Here is a 17,087-nt window from a genome sequence, read left to right on the forward strand (position 1 = left end):
AACGGGAGAGAGGGACACTTCATGAAGAACAAACACTGGCTTAAGGCGGTGCCGGCGATTGCGGCCATTGCCGCCATCGCCGCCGTGCAGCCGGCCCTGGCACAGGACGCTGCAGCGCCTGCGGCCGAGGCTGCTCCTGCCGCCGATGCGGCGGCTATCGCTTTCACCTTCAACACGTTTTCCTTCCTCGTCACGGGCTTCCTCGTGATGTGGATGGCAGCAGGCTTCGCCATGCTGGAGGCGGGGCTCGTACGCTCCAAGAACGTCTCCATGCAGTGCCTCAAGAACATCGGCCTCTACTCGGTCGCAGGCCTGATGTTCTGGGTGATCGGCTACAACCTCATGTACATGAACGTGGACGGCGGCTATTTCGGCGTCCCGATCCCGAAGGCGATCCCGGATCCGGCCAGTGAGACGAGCGGCGATTATGCGGCTGCGTCCGACTGGTTCTTCCAGATGGTGTTCTGTGCCACCGCGGCCTCCATCGTCTCCGGCACGCTCGCCGAGCGCATCAAGCTGTGGCCGTTCATGATCTTCACCGTGATCCTGACCGGCATCATCTATCCGATCACCGGCTCCTGGCAGTGGGGCGGTGGCTGGCTGTCCGAGATGGGCTTCTCCGACTTCGCCGGTTCTACGCTCGTCCACTCTGTCGGTGGCTGGTGTGCCCTGACCGGCGCGGTCATTCTGGGCGCCCGCCGCGGCAAGTTCGGGCCGAACGGCGCCGTGCACCCCTTCCCCGGCTCCTCGATCCCGCTCGCCACGCTCGGCACGTTCATTCTCTGGCTCGGCTGGTTCGGCTTCAACGGCGGCTCCCAGCTCGCCCTTGACGGGTTCGAGAACGCCTCTGCGATCTCGCGCATCTTCGTCAACACCAACCTTGCCGCCGCGTCCGGCGTCGTGGTGGCGATGATCCTGACCCAGGTCGTCTACAAGAAGGTCGACGTGACGATGGCCCTCAACGGCGCCCTCGCCGGTCTCGTCTCGATCACGGCCGAACCGCTCGCCCCCTCCGTGCCGACCGCTCTCTTCGTCGGTGCCGTCGGTGGCCTCATCGTGGTCCTGGTCGTGCCGCTCCTCGACAAGCTGAAGATCGACGACGTCGTCGGTGCCATCCCGGTCCACCTCGTCGCCGGCATCTGGGGCACGATCATCGTGCCGCTGTCCAACGCCGACACGAACTACGTCACCCAGGCGATCGGCATCGCCTCGATCGGCGTCTTCTGCGTCGTCGTCAGCACCATCATCTGGCTCGTCCTCAAATTCACCGTCGGCCTCAGGGTCAGCGAGGAAGAAGAGGCTCTGGGTCTCGACGCGGTGGAAATCGGCGTCGAAGCCTACCCGGAATTCGGCGTCGGCTCGCAGCGCGTCTAAATTCCACACAAAGCTTTCTGCGATGCGGCCCGGGCACAACGCCCGGGCCGTTTTCTTTTGCAAGGGCGCTCAGGGCCGCTCTGGTTAACAAGCGTTTAACCCAGCCCGCCTATTGTCGCGGAAGTCCACCAACGCAGGGACGAACGATCTCCCATGGCCTTCGGCGCAAGCAGCGAGTTTTTCCATTCCACCTATGCCCTCCGTCGCATGGCGGTTCGGCGCATCGTGCAGCTATCGGGCTTCGTGCTCTTCCTTTTGCTGGCGATGATGGTGCTGTCTCTGGCCACCTGGAAGGTCGCAGACCCAAGTCTCTCGAACATCACCGATGCGCCTGTCGGCAATCTCCTAGGGGCATGGGGGGCGAACTTCGCTGACCTCGCCATGCAGTTCTTCGGGCTCGGCATCATCGCGCTCCTTCTGCCGCCCGCGCTTCTGGCGCTGGCGCTTCTGCGCATGCGCGTTCCCGCCCAGCCCTTCCAGCAGCTCGGCTTCTGGCTTGCGGGAACGGCCGTCACGGCGCTCGCACTCGCCTGTCTGCCGGTGCCGCAATCATGGCCTCTCCCGATCGGCATCGGCGGCGCCGTCGGCGACATCATGCTGCGCCTGCCGACCTGGATCTTTGGCGATCCTCTCATCATCGGCATGCGCGCGGCCATCGGCGTCCTGGCGACCGGCATCGGCCTGGGCCTTCTCTTTGCCGCTGCGAGGTCCCGTCCGATCGGTGACGCGGCCCACGCGCCGATGAACACCCCCGCAGCCCTTGATGAAGCCGAGGACGAGGACGACATCGACCTCTCCGATGAGGACGCGCCGCGCGGCGGCCTGTCCGTGGTCGCTGGCTTCGTCATGCATCACGGCTTTTCAGCGCTTTCTGCGGTGAGCCGTGGTCTGCGTCGCGGCTCGCATCGCGCCGTGCGCGCAGCGCTGGAACGTTCCGAGCGCCCGGCCACCATCGCCGGCACCCGCCACGAACCTTCGCTGGCCGCAAGCGACATGCCGTTCGATACCTATGAGGAAGAGGATTACGACGACGAGGAGACCTACGAGGAGCCGCAGGCCTCCTCGCTCGTCACCGCGCCGGCGCCGAAGCTGAAGCCGAGCCGTCGCGCCAAGCGCGAATCGCAGCCGTCGCTTCTGCCCTCAGACAGCTATGAGCACCCGCCCCTGCACATGCTCGCCGATCCGGACCCAAAGGGCAGCCTCAATCACGACCCCGCAGCCCTGGAGAAGAACGCCCGCGCTCTGGAAGGCGTCCTGGAAGACTTCGGCGTGCGCGGCGAGATCATCAATGTGCGCCCCGGACCGGTCGTCACGCTTTACGAGCTTGAGCCCGCGCCCGGCATCAAATCCTCGCGTGTCATCGGCCTCGCCGACGACATCGCCCGCTCCATGAGCGCGATCGCAGCCCGCGTCGCCGTCATCCCCGGGCGCAATGTCATCGGCATCGAATTGCCGAACGCCCGCCGTGAAACCGTCTTCCTGAAGGAGATCCTGGGCTCGGTCGATTTCGAGAAGAGCCGGGCACGTCTGGCGCTCGCGCTCGGCAAGACGATCGGCGGCGAGCCCGTCATCACCGATCTCGCCAAGATGCCTCACCTGCTCGTCGCCGGCACCACGGGCTCCGGTAAATCGGTGTCGATCAACACGATGATTCTGTCGATCCTCTACCGGCTGACGCCTGAGCAGTGCCGCCTCATCCTGATCGACCCCAAGATGCTGGAACTCTCCGTCTATGACGGCGTCCCGCACCTCCTTACCCCCGTCGTCACCGACCCGAAGAAGGCGGTCGTCGCGCTCAAATGGACGGTCCGCGAGATGGAAGAGCGCTACAAGCAGATGTCGAAGGTGGGCGTTCGCAACATCGACGGCTTCAACCAGCGCATCGCCACGGCAAAGAAGAAGGGCGAAGTGATTCGCCGCACTGTGCAGACCGGCTTCGACCACGATTCGGGCGAGGCGATCTTCGAGACCGAGGAACTCGAGCTCGAGCCGATGCCCTATATCGTCGTCATCATCGACGAGATGGCCGATCTCATGATCGTGGCGGGCAAGGAGATCGAAGGCGCCGTGCAGCGTCTCGCCCAGATGGCCCGCGCCGCCGGCATCCACGTCATCATGGCGACGCAGCGGCCCTCGGTCGACGTCATCACCGGCACGATCAAGGCGAACTTCCCGACCCGCGTCTCCTTTCAGGTCACCTCGAAGATCGATTCCCGCACCATCCTTGGTGAGCAAGGCGCCGAACAGCTCCTCGGCCAGGGTGATATGCTCTTCATGGCGGGCGGCGGTCGCATTCAGCGCGTGCACGGCCCCTTCGTCAGCGACGAGGAGGTCGAAGAGGTCGTGGCGCATCTGAAGGGTCAGGGCGTGCCGGATTACCGCGACGCCATCACCGACGAGGAAGCGGAAGGTGAAACGGGTTGGGACGCACTGGCCGGATCCGACGATTCCAACGATATCTACGACAAGGCGGTCGCCATCGTCTTGCGCGACCGCAAGGCCTCGACGTCTTATGTCCAGAGGCGGCTTTCGATCGGCTACAACCGCGCCGCCTCCATTATCGAGCGCATGGAAAACGAAGGGCTGATCAGCGCGGCCAACCACGCAGGAAAGCGTGAGATCCTCGTCGGGGAGGAGGCAGCCTGAGCGGATTTCCGCCACCTTTGGCTGGTCTTACCCTTTTCATGCCCGACATTTCCGGTTCACGACCCTTGCGATCCTTGGAGGATCTGATGCGCATTCTATCGAAGACACTCGCCGCCATGGCCGTCGGCGTCGTGGCGCTCGGCCTCGCCGCCGGCTCCGCCTTTGCCTTCACCGCAGACCAGCAGCAGGCGCTGGCGTCGATCTCGGCCAAGCTCGCCAATCTCAAGACGATGCACGGCGAATTCATCCAGTTCGGCCCGACCGGCGAGAAGAGCCAGGGCAAGTTCTATATCGAGCGTCCCGGCCGGATCCTTTTCGACTACGATCCGCCCTCCAAGTTGAAGGTGAAGTCGGACGGCAAATCGGTTCTCGTGCGCGATGCGAGCATGAAAACCGACGATTTGTGGCCTTTGTCCAAAACGCCGCTCAAATTCCTCCTCGACGATCAGCTCAATCTCGCCAAGTCGAGCCGGGTGCGCGGCGTTCAGGTCGAATCCGATCTGATCCAGGTGGTCGTCGTCGACGATGCGCAGTTCGGCGGCGGGACGCTCACATTGTTTTTCGATCCGTCCACTTACGAGCTTCGTCAATGGACGGTGCGCGATGCACAGGGCCTCGACACCACGGTCGCGCTCTACAATGTGGAGACCGGCCGACCGCTTTCGCCAGAGCTTTTCAAGATCAACTACAGCGGCGTCACGAACCGCGCCCGCGAGCGGTCTCTCGGTGATTAAATCTTTCTGAGAGATATTTTTTTCGCCTTTCTTTCAGGCTACAAATCTTTGTGTCGGAAGCTGGGGTTGTCTCAGCGACAAGAAGCCCCATCTCTCAGCCGCGGAGATCGACCCGGCCGATACAACGCCCCCCGTCTCGCTCGGGTCTGATCAGCCGGATTTTATCCGGTTCGTTCCCGCGAAGGCGCCCAGGCTCCACGCTTGGGCGCCTTTCTATTTCAGAAAAGTCCTGGGCTTTCCTGTTGACCTCGCGCGCAGCGGCTGGATTTCCGTGTCGCGGCAGGCCATTCGGAAGAGATGTCACTCTCAATCGCCACCTGGAACATCAATTCGGTGCGCCTGCGCATCGGTCTCATTCTTCAGTTTCTTGCCGAGCATCAGCCGGATGTTCTCTGCCTGCAGGAAACCAAATGCCCGGACGCCCTCTTCCCGGAGAAGGCCTTCCGCGAGGCGGGCTACCCCCACCTCGCCCTCTCCGGGCAGAAGGGCTACAACGGCGTCGCCATCGTCTCGCGCCGCCCCCTCTTCGGCGTCGATCGCAATCATTTCTGCGACCGCATCGATTGCCGTCACATCGAGGCAAAGGTCGAGTCCGGCCAGCAGCATGTGACGTTGCACAATTTCTACGTCCCGGCGGGTGGCGACGAGCCGGACCCCGACAAGAACGTGAAATTTGCCCACAAGCTCGCCTTCATCGAGGAATTGACGCAGGCCGCAGAAAGGCTGGCGCAGCCGGGCTCGATCCTTGTGGGGGATCTCAACATCGCCCCCCTCGAAACCGATGTCTGGTCGCACCGTCAGCTCCTGAAAGTCGTGAGTCATACCCCTGTCGAGACGGAGGGGCTCCTGCGCTTCCAGGCGGCCGGCCCGTGGGTCGACGTCATACGCCGCTTCGTCCCGCCGGAGGACAAGCTCTTCACCTGGTGGAGCTATCGCTCGCCCAATTGGGAAGCTTCGGACCGTGGGAGACGTCTCGACCATATCTGGGCAGCAACAGATGTGGCCGCCCGTGCGCAAGGCATCAAGGTCATCAAGGAAGCCCGCGGATGGGAACGTCCCTCCGACCACGTGCCCGTGATCGCGACCTTCGCCGAAGCCTGAAACGTCCAGACAACGAAGGGCTTATGATCCCGCAGTGCCGAGGCGTAGCCCGGCCCGTTTGATCTCCTCGACCGTGTCGGCAAGCCCTTCCGTCAGCTTGTCACGCAAGGCCTCGGCGATATCGGGATATTCGTCCAGAAGCCGCTTGAACATCGACCGGCGGATCTGCAGCACACTGGAATTTTCCGCTGCGACGATGGTCTCGTGCGCCTTCATTTCGGTGATGAGTGCGAGATCGCCGATGAGGGCGCCTCGCTCGAAGCGCCGCGCCGGTCGTCCCTCTTCCTCGCCGCCCCGGCGGTCGCTGCGCGCAAGGAGGAGGCCGTCACTGACGAGATAGGCCGAGTGCTGCGGCCGCCCAGCTTCCACCACGACCTCGTCTTTGCGCACATGCCGGTTTTCCGCCGAGAAGGCGATCAAGCGCAGATGATCGTCCTCGAAGCCCCTGAAGAAGGCGGATTCGTGCAGGAGCTGGACGTCGGATCCGAGACTCACTCGGCTCTCCTAGGTGCGTGCAAGCTTGTAGCCGCCGGCCTCGGTGACGAGGATCTCGGCGTTCGAAGGATCCTTCTCGATCTTCTGCCTGAGGCGGTAGATATGGGTCTCGAGCGTATGGGTGGTGACCCCGGAATTGTAGCCCCACACTTCCGAAAGAAGCGTGTCACGTGACACCGTCGCCTCGCTGGCGCGGTAGAGATATTTCAAGATCGCCGTCTCTTTTTCCGTCAGGCGGACCTTTCCGCCAGACGCGTCGAGGAGGACTTTTGCGGCGGGACGAAACGTGTAGGGCCCGATGGCGAAGGTCGCATCCTCGCTTTGTTCGTGCTGGCGCAGATGCGCCCGGATACGAGCAAGGAGGACCGCGAAACGAAACGGCTTCACGACGTAATCATTGGCCCCGGCCTCGAGGCCGAGCACGGTGTCGGAATCGGTGTCGTGCCCGGTCAGCATCACGATCGGAACATTCACACCGCTCTTGCGCAGCAATTTGACGGCTTCTCGTCCGTCCATATCCGGCAATTCGACGTCCATGATGATGAGGTCGACATGGGTTTCCTTGGCGCTCTTGATGCCGGCTGCGGCGGTCGTTGCCGACGCGAGCTCGAACTCCTCGTAAAGCGCGAGCTGCTCGGTCAAGGCTCCGCAGAGCTCCTTGTCATCATCGACAATGAGAATTCGTCTGGCCGTCATTCGCGCCTTATCTCCGCCCGGAATCGTCAATTTTGCAATTTAGGCTAAGTTCCCTGCCCTCGCCAGCCTTGCACCTCAGCCCATCAAGCACGCATTCTTGAACAATGTTGCCTCCCGACCCCCGCTTTCGCCCGCAATCGCACCGCAAGCAGCCGAAACGGGCTGCCGCGGCGTCAAGCCGCACGGCCTCTCAACCCGCCTTCCCCGAACGTATCTATGTGCGACCGTTGCCAAGCCCCGCGCACGCCGCCTTGCTGACGTTTCGCGGCCTCACCCTGCGCTGCGCCATCGGCCGCACTGGCGTGACGCACGCCAAGCAGAAGCGCGAAGGCGACGGGAAGAGCCCCATCGGGCGCTATGTCCTCGAATGGTGCGCGCTGCGGCCCGACAGAAGACCTCCAATGCCGCGCTCGCAGCTTCCGACGATCGTGTTGCGGCGAAGCGACGGCTGGTGCGACGAGGCAACCTCGCTCTCCTACAATCGCGCCGTGCGCCTGCCTGTCAGCGTCTCGGCTGAAGCGATGTGGCGACCGGACGGGCTCTATGATGCGGTGATCGGCCTCTCCCACAACACTGCGCCACGGCAGCGACGGATGGGGAGTGCCATCTTCTTCCACCTCGCGCGGCCCGGTCTTCAAGCGACGGAAGGCTGTGTCGCCATACCGCGCTCGGCCATGCGCCGGATCCTGCCGTTTCTGTCGGAGAGGACGCAGATGGTGATCCTGGCGCCGGCAGATGTCGGTCGCCCGAAACGCGTGTGAGGACCGACAGCGAGCGACCGCTCAGGGACGCGGCCTTGAGCCGAAGATCGCGCTGCCGACGCGGACATGGGTCGCGCCGAGGGCGATCGCCGTCTCGAAATCGGCGCTCATGCCCATCGAGAGCTTTTTGAGACCGAGTTCGCCGGCGAGCTTTGCCAGGAGCGCAAAATGCGGACCGGGCGCCTCCTCGAACGGCGGAATGCACATGAGGCCCGAGATCTCAAGGCCGTGTTCATCGCGACAGCGCCGGACGAAATCTGCCGTCTCCCGCGGCGCAATGCCCGCCTTCTGCGGCTCCTCACCGGTGTTGACCTGAACGAAGAGCTCCGGCGATCGACCCTGGGCCGCGATCTCCTTAGCAATCGCACCGGCAATCTTGTCGCGGTCGACCGAATGGATGACGTCGAAAAGCTCCACGGCCTGGGAAGCCTTATTCGATTGCAATGGCCCGATCAGATGCAGCGTCACGTCCGGCGTCGCCTCACGCAAGGCCGGCCATTTCCCGGCCGCCTCCTGTACGCGGTTCTCGCCGAAGACGCGCTGGCCGGCGGCGATGACGGGCTCGATCTCGTCCGGATCGAAGGTTTTGCTGACGGCGACCAGCGTCACGCTTTCAGGATCACGCCCCGCCTCACGCACCGCTGTGCCCACCCGGCGTCTGATCTCAGCCAACGCCTCGTGCTCTTTGTTTGCCTTGTCCATGTCCTGCCCGCACTGTGCGCACAACCGATCGCCGCCAGGCGAGGTTGACCGGCTCTGGCAATCGTGTTGAAGCTCTTCGGCCGCTGCAAAGGCGGCTCGCCCGTTCCCCAACAACCATGCCGTTCATGACTGCGTCAACAGAGCGTTATAATCCCCGAAACGTCGAGGCTTACTGGCAATCCGTCTGGGAGGACCGCGGCCTTTTCCGCTGCTCCAACGAGGATCCACGGCCCAAATATTATGTCCTGGAGATGTTCCCGTATCCGTCGGGACGCATCCATATCGGTCACACCCGCAACTACACGATGGGCGATGTTGTCGCCCGCTATCGGCGTGCCCGCGGTTACAACGTGCTGCACCCGATGGGCTGGGACGCCTTCGGCATGCCGGCGGAGAACGCCGCCATGCAGAACAAGGTCCATCCCAAGGAATGGACCTACGCGAACATCGCCACGATGCGCGACCAGCTGAAGCTGATGGGTTTTTCGATCGACTGGTCCCGGGAGTTCGCCACCTGCGACGTGGATTATTACGCCCAGCAGCAGCGGCTTTTCCTGGATTTCCTGGAAGCCGGCCTCGTCAAGCGCAAGAGCGCCAAGGTGAACTGGGATCCCGTCGACCAGACCGTGCTCGCCAACGAGCAGGTGATCGACGGCCGCGGCTGGCGCTCGGGAGCCGTCGTCGAGCAGCGCGAGCTGACCCAGTGGTTCTTCGCCATCTCCGATTACGCCGACGATCTTCTCGAAGAGCTGAAGGGCTTGACGCGTTGGCCGGAAAAAGTCCGTGTTATGCAGGAGAAGTGGATCGGCCGCTCCGAGGGCCTGAAAGTCCGCTTCGAATTTGCCGACGAGACGCCCGCCGACGAAGATTACCTTGAAGTCTTCACTACGCGGCCGGACACCCTCTTCGGCGCCGCCTTCATGGCGCTCTCGCCCGATCATCCGCTCGCGGCAAAGCTCGCGGCGACGGACGAGAAGGCCGCCGCCTTCATCGCCGAATGTCATCGCCGCGGCACGTCCGCGGAGGCGATCGAAACGGCGGAGAAAAGCGGCTACGACACGGGTCTCAGGGTCCGCCATCCCTTCATCGAGGGAGCGGTCCTGCCCGTCTACATCGCCAATTTCGTTTTGATGGGTTACGGCACCGGCGCGATCTTCGGATGCCCCGCGCATGATCAGCGCGACCTCGATTTCGCCAACCGCTACGGCCTGCCGGTCAAGCCGGTGGTGAAGCCGGAAGACGCCGATCCCGAGACTTTTGCCGTCACGGACGAAGCCTATACCGGGCCTGGCCGCCTGTTCCATTCCGACTTCCTCGACGGCATGACGATCGAGGAAGGCAAGGACGAGGTCGCTCGTCGCCTGGAAGCCCGCACGGTTGGGGACGGCCCTCAGGCGGCTCGCGAAGTCAACTTCAGGTTGCGTGATTGGGGCATTTCCAGGCAGCGTTATTGGGGTTGCCCGATCCCGATGATCCATTGCGAGAGCTGCGGATCGGTGCCAGTGCCGGTTGCCGATCTGCCGGTCCAACTCCCGGACGACATCGATTTCGACAAGCCCGGCAATCCTCTCGATCGTCATCCGACCTGGAAGAATGTCGACTGCCCGAAATGCGGCAGGCCGGCCCGGCGCGAAACCGACACGATGGACACTTTCGTGGATTCGTCTTGGTACTTCGCCCGCTTTACGGCGCCGAAGGCCGACACGCCGACCATTCCGGATGTCGCCGACGCCTGGCTTCCGGTCGATCAGTATATCGGCGGTATCGAGCACGCGATCCTGCATCTTCTCTATTCCCGCTTCTTCGTGCGGGCCATGCAGAAGACCGGCCATCTCGACCTGAAAGAGCCGTTCGCCGGCCTCTTTACGCAGGGCATGGTGGTGCACGAAACCTATCGCGAACCGAACGGCCCGTTCCTACCGCCTGAAGATGTGATTGTGGAAGAGACGGACGGGGCGCGGCGCGCGAGACATGCGAAGACCGGTGCGGCCGTCGAGATCGGTCCCATCGAGAAAATGTCGAAGTCAAAACGCAACACGGTCGGTCCTGAAGAGATCAGCCGCAACTATGGCGCCGACACCGCTCGCTGGTTCATGCTCTCGGACTCGCCGCCCGAACGCGACGTGCAATGGTCGGCAGCGGGCGTCGAAGGCGCCCATCGCTTCGTGCAGCGCGTCTGGCGGCTCGTGACCTCCGCCCAAGACGCTCTGCCGCCGGCCGGGTCGGCTCTGCCATCGAGCTTCGGCGAGGCTGACGAGGCCCTGAGGCGGGCCACACATGCCGCAATCCGCGACGTGACCGACGCGATCGAGAACCTGCGCTTCAACCGCGCCATCGCCTTTGTCCACGATCTGGCGAACCAGATCGGCAGCCACGATAGCGGCGGTCGTGACTCCGGCTTGTGGGCGCACCGGGAGGCGCTGGAGGCCCTCGTACTCTTGAGTGCACCGTTCATGCCGCATTTGGCGGAAGCCTGCTGGCAGACGCTCGGGCACGACAAGCTCGTTGCCGAAACGGCCTGGCCGGAGGCCGATGCGGCTCTTCTCCGCGAGGATGAGGTCACCCTCCCCTTGCAGGTGAACGGCAAGAAGCGCGACGATCTCGTCGTTGCCAGGGACGCATCGAAAGAGACGATTGAGGCGGCTGCACTTGCCTCTGAGACGGTCCAGCGGTTTCTGGAAGGTCGTCCCCCACGCAAGGTGATCGTCGTTCCTGGGAGGATCGTGAATGTGGTCGGCTAGGCGCGGATTTCTCATTCTTCTTGCAGCCGGTGTCGTCGCCGGCTGCACCGTCCGGCCACTTTATGCGCCAGATGCGAGCGGTCGATCGGTTCAAGAAGAACTCCGCGCCATCGAGGTGGAAATGCCGACCACGCGGCCGGAACAGGTGTTCCGAAACTCGCTGCTGTTCGGCCTGCAGGACGGCGCAACCATCCCCCCGCAATATCGCCTCGAATATACGCTCGCGCTCAACTCCAGCTCCGTCGGCATCGAAGCCGTGACCGGCGTTCCGACCGCCTATCAGCTCTCCGGACGCCTGCAATATCGCCTCTTTGACATTTCGACAGGTCAGCAGGTTCTAGGTGCGGTCTTGAATACAGTCGCCTCCTATGACCGCTCTGACCAGGAGTTCGCAAAGCTACGAGCAGAGCGCGACGCGGAGGACCGGGTCGCCGAGACGCTTGCGGGCATCCTGAAGACGCGGCTTGCAAGCTATCTCGCACGGAACTGACGATGGTGGCCGTTAAGGCCGCCCAGGCCACAGCCTTCACCACGGAGCCGCCGGCGAACCTGCGACTCTTCTTGCTTTACGGCACCGATCAGGGTGCAGTTTCCGAACGCGCTGCGACTCTCGTGTCGATCTTGTCGGCGCGCGATCCCCAGGGCGCCACGGTTCTCCGGATCGGCTCCGACGAGCTCTCAGGCAATCCTGGCCGCATCGCCGACGAAGCCCATGCGGACATGTTGTTTGGGGGCGCGCCGCTCATCCGCCTGAAGATCCTCGACGGCCGCCACAATGTCGTCCCGTCGCTGCGCCCCCTCGTCGAAGACCCACCTGAAGCCGCCATCATTGTCGTGGAGGCCGACGAGCTTCGGGCGGGCGCTCCGCTCCGCCGCCTATTCGAGGATTCACCCAACGCGGCCGCGATCCCCTTCTATGAGAGCAGCGCCGGCGACATCGCCGATCTCGCCCGCAGTCTCCTCCGAGAGGCGGGCGTAACGATCGAGCCCGACGCGCTCGACTATCTCATTGTACATCTTGGGACCGACCGCGGCGTAGCCCGCCGTGAGATCGAAAAGCTGATTCTCTATGCAGGCGATGGGGCCGAGGTCTCTCTTAATGAGGTGACGACGGTCGTCGGCGAGAGCACCGAGCTTCGCAACGATCGCCTCATTGACCGGACGTTGACCGGCGACATCCAAGAGGTTGCCGCCGACCTCTCGCGTCTTGAGGCTGAGGGCGCCTCGCCTTCGGCGCTCCTCGCCCAGATGCTCAACCATCTTTTGATGTTGGCTGGGCTTCAGGCTGAGGTGCGCAAAAGCGGGCTCGCTGCCGCAGTCGATCGAGCCCGTCCGCCCCTCCATTTCCGTAGAAAGGATAGCGTCAAGCGCGCGCTGCAGATCTGGTCGCCCGAGGCCTTACGGCGCGCCCGCGCCTCGATCGACGAGGCGATCTTGGAGACACGGAAACTACCGGCCCTCGATTACGCGATCACATCTCTCGCGCTCATGCGTCTTGCACAGGTCGCGCGCCGTGTCGGGCGCCGGTAAGCCCTCTTAGACCTTCAGCCTCTGACACAGCATATCGAGCTGCTCCAGGTCGCGGTACTTGATCCGCACCTCGCCCTTGCCGTCGGCCTTGTGACGGATGTCGATGAGGAGACCCAGCCGGTCACCCAGCTCCCGTTCCAACGCGACCGTATCGGGGTCCTTCTCTCGGCTCCGAGACCCCGATTTGACATCCGGTTCGTCGGACTTCTGTGCGAGCTTTTCGGTGTCTCGCACCGATAGCCCCTTGGCGATGGCGATCTCTGCGAGCTTTTCCGGATCCACCGTGTTAATGAGAGCTCGCGCATGGCCAGCCGTCAGCTTGCCGGTCCGAAGGTGGTCACGGACCTTCTCCGGCAGCTTCAGGAGCCGCAGCGTATTCGTGACGTGGACGCGGCTCTTGCCAATGACATCGGCGAGATCGCCCTGGCTGTAGCCGAATTCCTCGATCAAAGCCTGATAGCCGAGCGACTCTTCCAGAGGATTGAGATCGCTCCGCTGCACGTTCTCGACGATCGCGAGTTCCAGCGCCTCACGATCCGAGACCTCAAGGAGCGTGATCGGAACCTCGTGAACGCCGGCCCGCTGTGCCGCCCGCCAGCGTCGTTCACCGGCGATAATCTCGAATTCGCCCGGCGTGCCGGGTTTCGGCCGCACCACGATCGGCTGAACCAGGCCATGCGCCCGGATCGAAGCCGCAAGATCTTCGAGCTCCTCCCCGGAGAACTCACGCCGGGGGTTTCGCGGATTGGGATGAACGGTGGCGATGAGCGCGGTCTGAGGCTTCTGTGGGACGGCCGGCGCCTCTTGCGTGTCCGGCACGGCATAGTCCTGAAGCAACGCGTCGAGGCCGCGTCCGAGGCGCCGTGGTGGTTCAGCAGCCATCACTCAACACTCCCTTGATCGCGCGCTACGCCGCCCGAAGCAGCCGTTCGCGCTGAATAACCTCGCTGGCGAGCCGCAGATAGGCCTGGCTGCCGGCGCAGTTGATGTCATAGAGGATCGCCGGCTTTCCATGCGACGGTGCCTCGGAAATCCGCACATTGCGGGGGATCACGGTGTTGTACACCTTGTCGCCCATATGCGAGCGCACGTCGTCCACCACCTGGCCGGACAGGTTGTTGCGCCCATCGAACATCGTCAGCACGATGCCATGGACCGACAGCTCCGGATTGAGCCCGCGGCGCACACGCTCGACCGTCGACAAGATCTGACTCAGACCCTCGAGCGCGAAAAACTCGCACTGCAGCGGCACGAGCACGGCATGGGCTGCGGCCATCGCATTGATAGTCAGGAGGTTGAGCGACGGCGGGCAATCGATCAGCACGTAAGTGTACGGCGATTGCCCCTGCCCTCCGAGCCCAGTCAGCGCATGCCGCAGGCGATAGGCACGATCCTGGAAAGCGGCGATTTCAAGCTCGACACCCAAGAGATCGAGCGTCGAGGGCGCGATGGAGAGACGCGGAACGACGGTCTCCAGCGCAACGTCGTGCACGGGCATCCCGTCCATGAGGATATCGTAGGTGGAGCGCGTCCGGCTCTCGCGGCCGATCCCAAGCCCGGTCGACGCGTTGCCTTGCGGATCGAGGTCCACGATAAGGACGTCTTCGCCAATCGCTGCCAGCGCGGTACCGAGATTGATCGCCGTCGTCGTCTTGCCGACCCCGCCTTTCTGGTTGGCCACGACAAGGATTCGGGGAACGCTCGGGAGCCGCTCCAAGGCTTGCGGCATGGTCTAGGCCTTCCTGCGTTTCAGATGGGAGATGGCGGCGATGGTGCCGTCGCCCTCGGCGACGCTCGGATACAATATCCGATCGAACTGCCAGATGTCAGACGCCGCCACTTCTTCATGCACATATTCCTTGCCCTTCATCGCAAGGACAAGACCGTTTTCGGTGAGAAATGGTGCCGCAAGGCCAAGAAGGCTCGGCAGAGGGGCGAGCGCCCGCGCGCTGACGACATCGAAGCGCCCCGCAAAGTCGTTATGCAGTGCCTCAATTCGCCGTGCATGGATGGTGACATTATCAAGGCTGCAGACCCGCGCAGCCTGGCGGAGGAACGCCGCCTTTTTGTGATTGGCTTCGACAAGCCCGACGCTCTCCAACCTGTCCCGTAGGATGATTGCAACGATCAGGCCTGGAAAACCCGCCCCGCTCCCGATATCGAGCCAGGAGGAAGGCTTATGCGCGAGCGCGATCGGGACGAGCTGCAGGCTGTCGCCAACATGCCTGTCCCACACCTCATCAAGGGTTCGTGGTGAGACGAGATTGTGCGTGCGCTGCCACGTCTCCAGAAGCTCGACGTACGCGACAAGCCGGGCCTCCGTCTCTGGCGTCACAAAATCGCGGCAGCGCATCAGCACTGTTTCACGTGAAGCATCCACCCTCTCAGGCCGCACGGCGATCCCTCGCAGCACGCTTGAGATGGGCCAGGATGAGCGTGAGTGCCGCCGGCGTCACACCCTCGACACGCCCCGCCTGCGCCAGACTCGCCGGCCGCACGAGTTCAAGCCGCTCTCGCACCTCGTTGGAAAGGCCGGAGAGATCGGCGTAGGAAAAATCACTGGGGATCCCGATAGCCTCATCGCGCCGCAGAGCCGCCACGTCCTCCTCCTGCCGCTCAAGATAGACAGCGTATCGTGCGTCGGTCGTGAGGTGCTTCTGGGTCGTGGAATCCGCCTCGCCGAGCTCGGGCCATATCGCGGCAACCGCCGACCATTCGATTTCCGGATAGGCGAGGAGCTCGAAGGCGGATCGGCGGATACCATCCTGATTGATCGGCAGGCCCCGCCGCCGCGCCTCACTCGGCGTGACACTGCACCCCCTCAGGAGCGCACGAAAGCGCCTGAGGCTTTCCGATTTCTTCCGGAACCGATTCGACCGCTCTGGTCCGACCAGGCCGAGCTCCTTACCGAGCCCGGTCAGACGCTCATCGGCATTGTCGACGCGCAGCGCCAGACGATACTCGGCACGCGACGTGAACATGCGGTAGGGCTCGCTGACCCCCTTCGTCACGAGATCATCGATCATCACACCGAGATACGCGTCCGAACGGCTGACCGTGATCCCCTCGCCGCCCCCGGCCCGCCGCGCCGCGTTCACGCCCGCCACGAGACCCTGAGCTCCGGCCTCTTCATATCCCGTCGTGCCGTTGATCTGCCCGGCGAGAAAGAGCCCTGGCAGTCGCCTCAGCTCCAGCGTCGCTTCGAGCTCCCGCGGGTCGACATGGTCGTATTCGATCGCATAGCCCGGTCGCAGAATCTCTACCTTCTCCAAGCCGGGTATGGTCCGAACGAACGCCGCCTGAACCTCCGCCGGAAGCGATGTGGAGATGCCGTTCGGGTAGACCGTATCGTCTCCGAGTCCTTCGGGCTCCAGAAAGATCTGATGGCTCTCTCGGTCTGCGAACCGCACCACCTTGTCCTCGATCGACGGACAGTATCGCGGACCCCGGCCGGAGATGTTTCCGACATGGATCGCCGACCTCGCGAGATTGCGCCCTATGATCTCATGCGTCGCGTCGGTCGTCCGCGTGATCCCGCATTCTATCTGCGGGGTCGTGATCCGATCCGTCATCGCCGAAAACGGCTCGGGTGGGTCATCCCCCGGCTGCATATCGAGCGACGCCCAATCAATCGTTCGCCCGTCGAGACGAGGCGGTGTCCCGGTCTTCAACCGCGCCAGGCGCAGCCCCAGCCGATCGAGCGTCTCGGCGAGAGCGAGAGACGGCTTCTCGTCGACACGACCCGCCGGCCAGGAACGCTCGCCAATATGGACCATTCCGCGAAGAAAGGTGCCCGTGGTGATGACGACCGAGGCGCAATGGATTTCACGGCCATCGGAGAGGACCAGACCTTTGACCCGTCCTCCACCAATAAGAATGTCGCCGGCCTCACCCTCGACAACCGCGAGCCCCGTCTGCCCGCCAAGCAAGCTTTGCATGGCGGCTCGGTAAAGCGCGCGGTCCGACTGAGCGCGTGGCCCCTGCACCGCGGGACCCTTTCGCCGGTTGAGCATGCGAAACTGAATCCCGGCCGCGTCCGCGGCCCGGCCCATCAGTCCATCGAGGGCATCGATCTCACGCACCAGATGTCCCTTGCCCAACCCTCCGATCGCCGGATTGCAGGACATGGTTCCGATCGTGTCAGCCCGGTGGGTCACAAGGATCGTACGCGCGCCGGCACGCGCGGAGGCGGCCGCGGCCTCGCACCCGGCGTGCCCGCCACCGATGACAATGACGTCGCAATTGGAAATCATGCTGACGATCTAGTGCCTTCTGGCTCGAATGGGAAGTTATGTTTCACGTGGAAC

At 63.6% G+C, this 17,087-nt stretch carries 15 protein-coding genes; 8 read left to right on the forward strand and 7 right to left on the reverse strand.

Annotated elements, in window-relative coordinates:
- The first annotated feature begins 21 nt into the window (after positions 1-21).
- The 4 genes from NYQ83_RS15530 to NYQ83_RS15545 all read left to right on the forward strand — a co-directional run bounded on the left by NYQ83_RS15530 (position 22) and on the right by NYQ83_RS15545 (position 5,855).
- Positions 22-1,374 (forward strand): ammonium transporter, encoded by a 1,353-nt coding sequence (locus NYQ83_RS15530; protein ID WP_128290481.1) that lies wholly within the window; start codon positions 22-24, stop codon positions 1,372-1,374.
- A gap of 207 nt (positions 1,375-1,581) precedes the next feature.
- Positions 1,582-4,020, forward strand: coding sequence for an FtsK/SpoIIIE family DNA translocase (locus NYQ83_RS15535; RefSeq protein WP_261216207.1), 2,439 nt, complete (start codon positions 1,582-1,584; stop codon positions 4,018-4,020).
- Between the two features lie 86 nt (positions 4,021-4,106).
- The gene (locus NYQ83_RS15540) at positions 4,107-4,754 is read left to right on the forward strand and encodes a LolA family protein (protein ID WP_234630048.1); all 648 of its coding nucleotides are present in this window, start codon (positions 4,107-4,109) and stop codon (positions 4,752-4,754) included.
- Positions 4,755-5,051: 297 nt separating this feature from the next.
- A complete protein-coding gene (locus NYQ83_RS15545; RefSeq protein ID WP_261215727.1) occupies positions 5,052-5,855 on the forward strand; it encodes an exodeoxyribonuclease III in 804 nt (267 codons plus the stop codon).
- Positions 5,856-5,876: 21 nt separating this feature from the next.
- On the opposite strand, the gene NYQ83_RS15550 is transcribed toward NYQ83_RS15545, so the two are convergent.
- Together NYQ83_RS15550 and NYQ83_RS15555 are read right to left on the reverse strand one after the other, a co-directional pair.
- A complete protein-coding gene (locus NYQ83_RS15550) occupies positions 5,877-6,350 on the reverse strand; it encodes a Crp/Fnr family transcriptional regulator (protein WP_261215728.1) in 474 nt (157 codons plus the stop codon).
- A gap of 9 nt (positions 6,351-6,359) precedes the next feature.
- Complete coding sequence (locus NYQ83_RS15555) at positions 6,360-7,046, reverse strand: response regulator transcription factor (RefSeq protein ID WP_128290476.1); 687 nt, start codon at positions 7,044-7,046, stop codon at positions 6,360-6,362.
- Positions 7,047-7,297: 251 nt separating this feature from the next.
- Here NYQ83_RS15555 and NYQ83_RS15560 point away from each other — a divergent pair, with 251 nt between their 5' ends.
- Complete coding sequence (locus NYQ83_RS15560) at positions 7,298-7,807, forward strand: L,D-transpeptidase (RefSeq protein ID WP_261215729.1); 510 nt, start codon at positions 7,298-7,300, stop codon at positions 7,805-7,807.
- Between the two features lie 21 nt (positions 7,808-7,828).
- On the opposite strand, the gene NYQ83_RS15565 is transcribed toward NYQ83_RS15560, so the two are convergent.
- The gene (locus tag NYQ83_RS15565) at positions 7,829-8,509 is read right to left on the reverse strand and encodes a YggS family pyridoxal phosphate-dependent enzyme (RefSeq protein ID WP_261215730.1); all 681 of its coding nucleotides are present in this window, start codon (positions 8,507-8,509) and stop codon (positions 7,829-7,831) included.
- Positions 8,510-8,634: 125 nt separating this feature from the next.
- Here NYQ83_RS15565 and leuS point away from each other — a divergent pair, with 125 nt between their 5' ends.
- Genes leuS through holA form a run of 3 tightly spaced genes read left to right on the forward strand, consistent with a single transcriptional unit; the run spans position 8,635 to position 12,780 of the window.
- Complete coding sequence (gene leuS, locus NYQ83_RS15570; RefSeq protein WP_261215731.1) at positions 8,635-11,250, forward strand: leucine--tRNA ligase; 2,616 nt, start codon at positions 8,635-8,637, stop codon at positions 11,248-11,250.
- Positions 11,237-11,740 carry an LPS assembly lipoprotein LptE gene (gene lptE, locus NYQ83_RS15575; protein ID WP_128290472.1) on the forward strand — a complete coding sequence of 168 codons (504 nt, stop codon included), beginning with the start codon at positions 11,237-11,239 and terminating at the stop codon, positions 11,738-11,740. The genes leuS and lptE overlap by 14 nt, the downstream gene beginning before the upstream one ends.
- 2 nt (positions 11,741-11,742) lie before the next feature.
- Positions 11,743-12,780 carry a DNA polymerase III subunit delta gene (gene holA / locus NYQ83_RS15580; RefSeq protein WP_261215732.1) on the forward strand — a complete coding sequence of 346 codons (1,038 nt, stop codon included), beginning with the start codon at positions 11,743-11,745 and terminating at the stop codon, positions 12,778-12,780.
- A gap of 6 nt (positions 12,781-12,786) precedes the next feature.
- On the opposite strand, the gene NYQ83_RS15585 is transcribed toward holA, so the two are convergent.
- Genes NYQ83_RS15585 through mnmG form a run of 4 tightly spaced genes read right to left on the reverse strand, consistent with a single transcriptional unit; the run spans position 12,787 to position 17,033 of the window.
- The gene (locus tag NYQ83_RS15585) at positions 12,787-13,662 is read right to left on the reverse strand and encodes a ParB/RepB/Spo0J family partition protein (protein ID WP_261215733.1); all 876 of its coding nucleotides are present in this window, start codon (positions 13,660-13,662) and stop codon (positions 12,787-12,789) included.
- A gap of 25 nt (positions 13,663-13,687) precedes the next feature.
- Complete coding sequence (locus NYQ83_RS15590) at positions 13,688-14,509, reverse strand: ParA family protein (RefSeq protein ID WP_128290469.1); 822 nt, start codon at positions 14,507-14,509, stop codon at positions 13,688-13,690.
- 3 nt (positions 14,510-14,512) lie between these two features.
- Positions 14,513-15,160: a 16S rRNA (guanine(527)-N(7))-methyltransferase RsmG gene (rsmG, locus tag NYQ83_RS15595; protein WP_261215734.1), complete on the reverse strand. Its 648-nt coding sequence runs from the start codon at positions 15,158-15,160 to the stop codon at positions 14,513-14,515.
- A gap of 4 nt (positions 15,161-15,164) precedes the next feature.
- The gene (gene mnmG / locus NYQ83_RS15600; RefSeq protein WP_261215735.1) at positions 15,165-17,033 is read right to left on the reverse strand and encodes a tRNA uridine-5-carboxymethylaminomethyl(34) synthesis enzyme MnmG; all 1,869 of its coding nucleotides are present in this window, start codon (positions 17,031-17,033) and stop codon (positions 15,165-15,167) included.
- Positions 17,034-17,087 lie beyond the last annotated feature (54 nt).

Origin of the sequence: Afifella sp. JA880, from assembly GCF_025379905.1 — a bacterium.
Taxonomy (GTDB): domain Bacteria; phylum Pseudomonadota; class Alphaproteobacteria; order Rhizobiales; family Afifellaceae; genus Afifella; species Afifella aestuarii.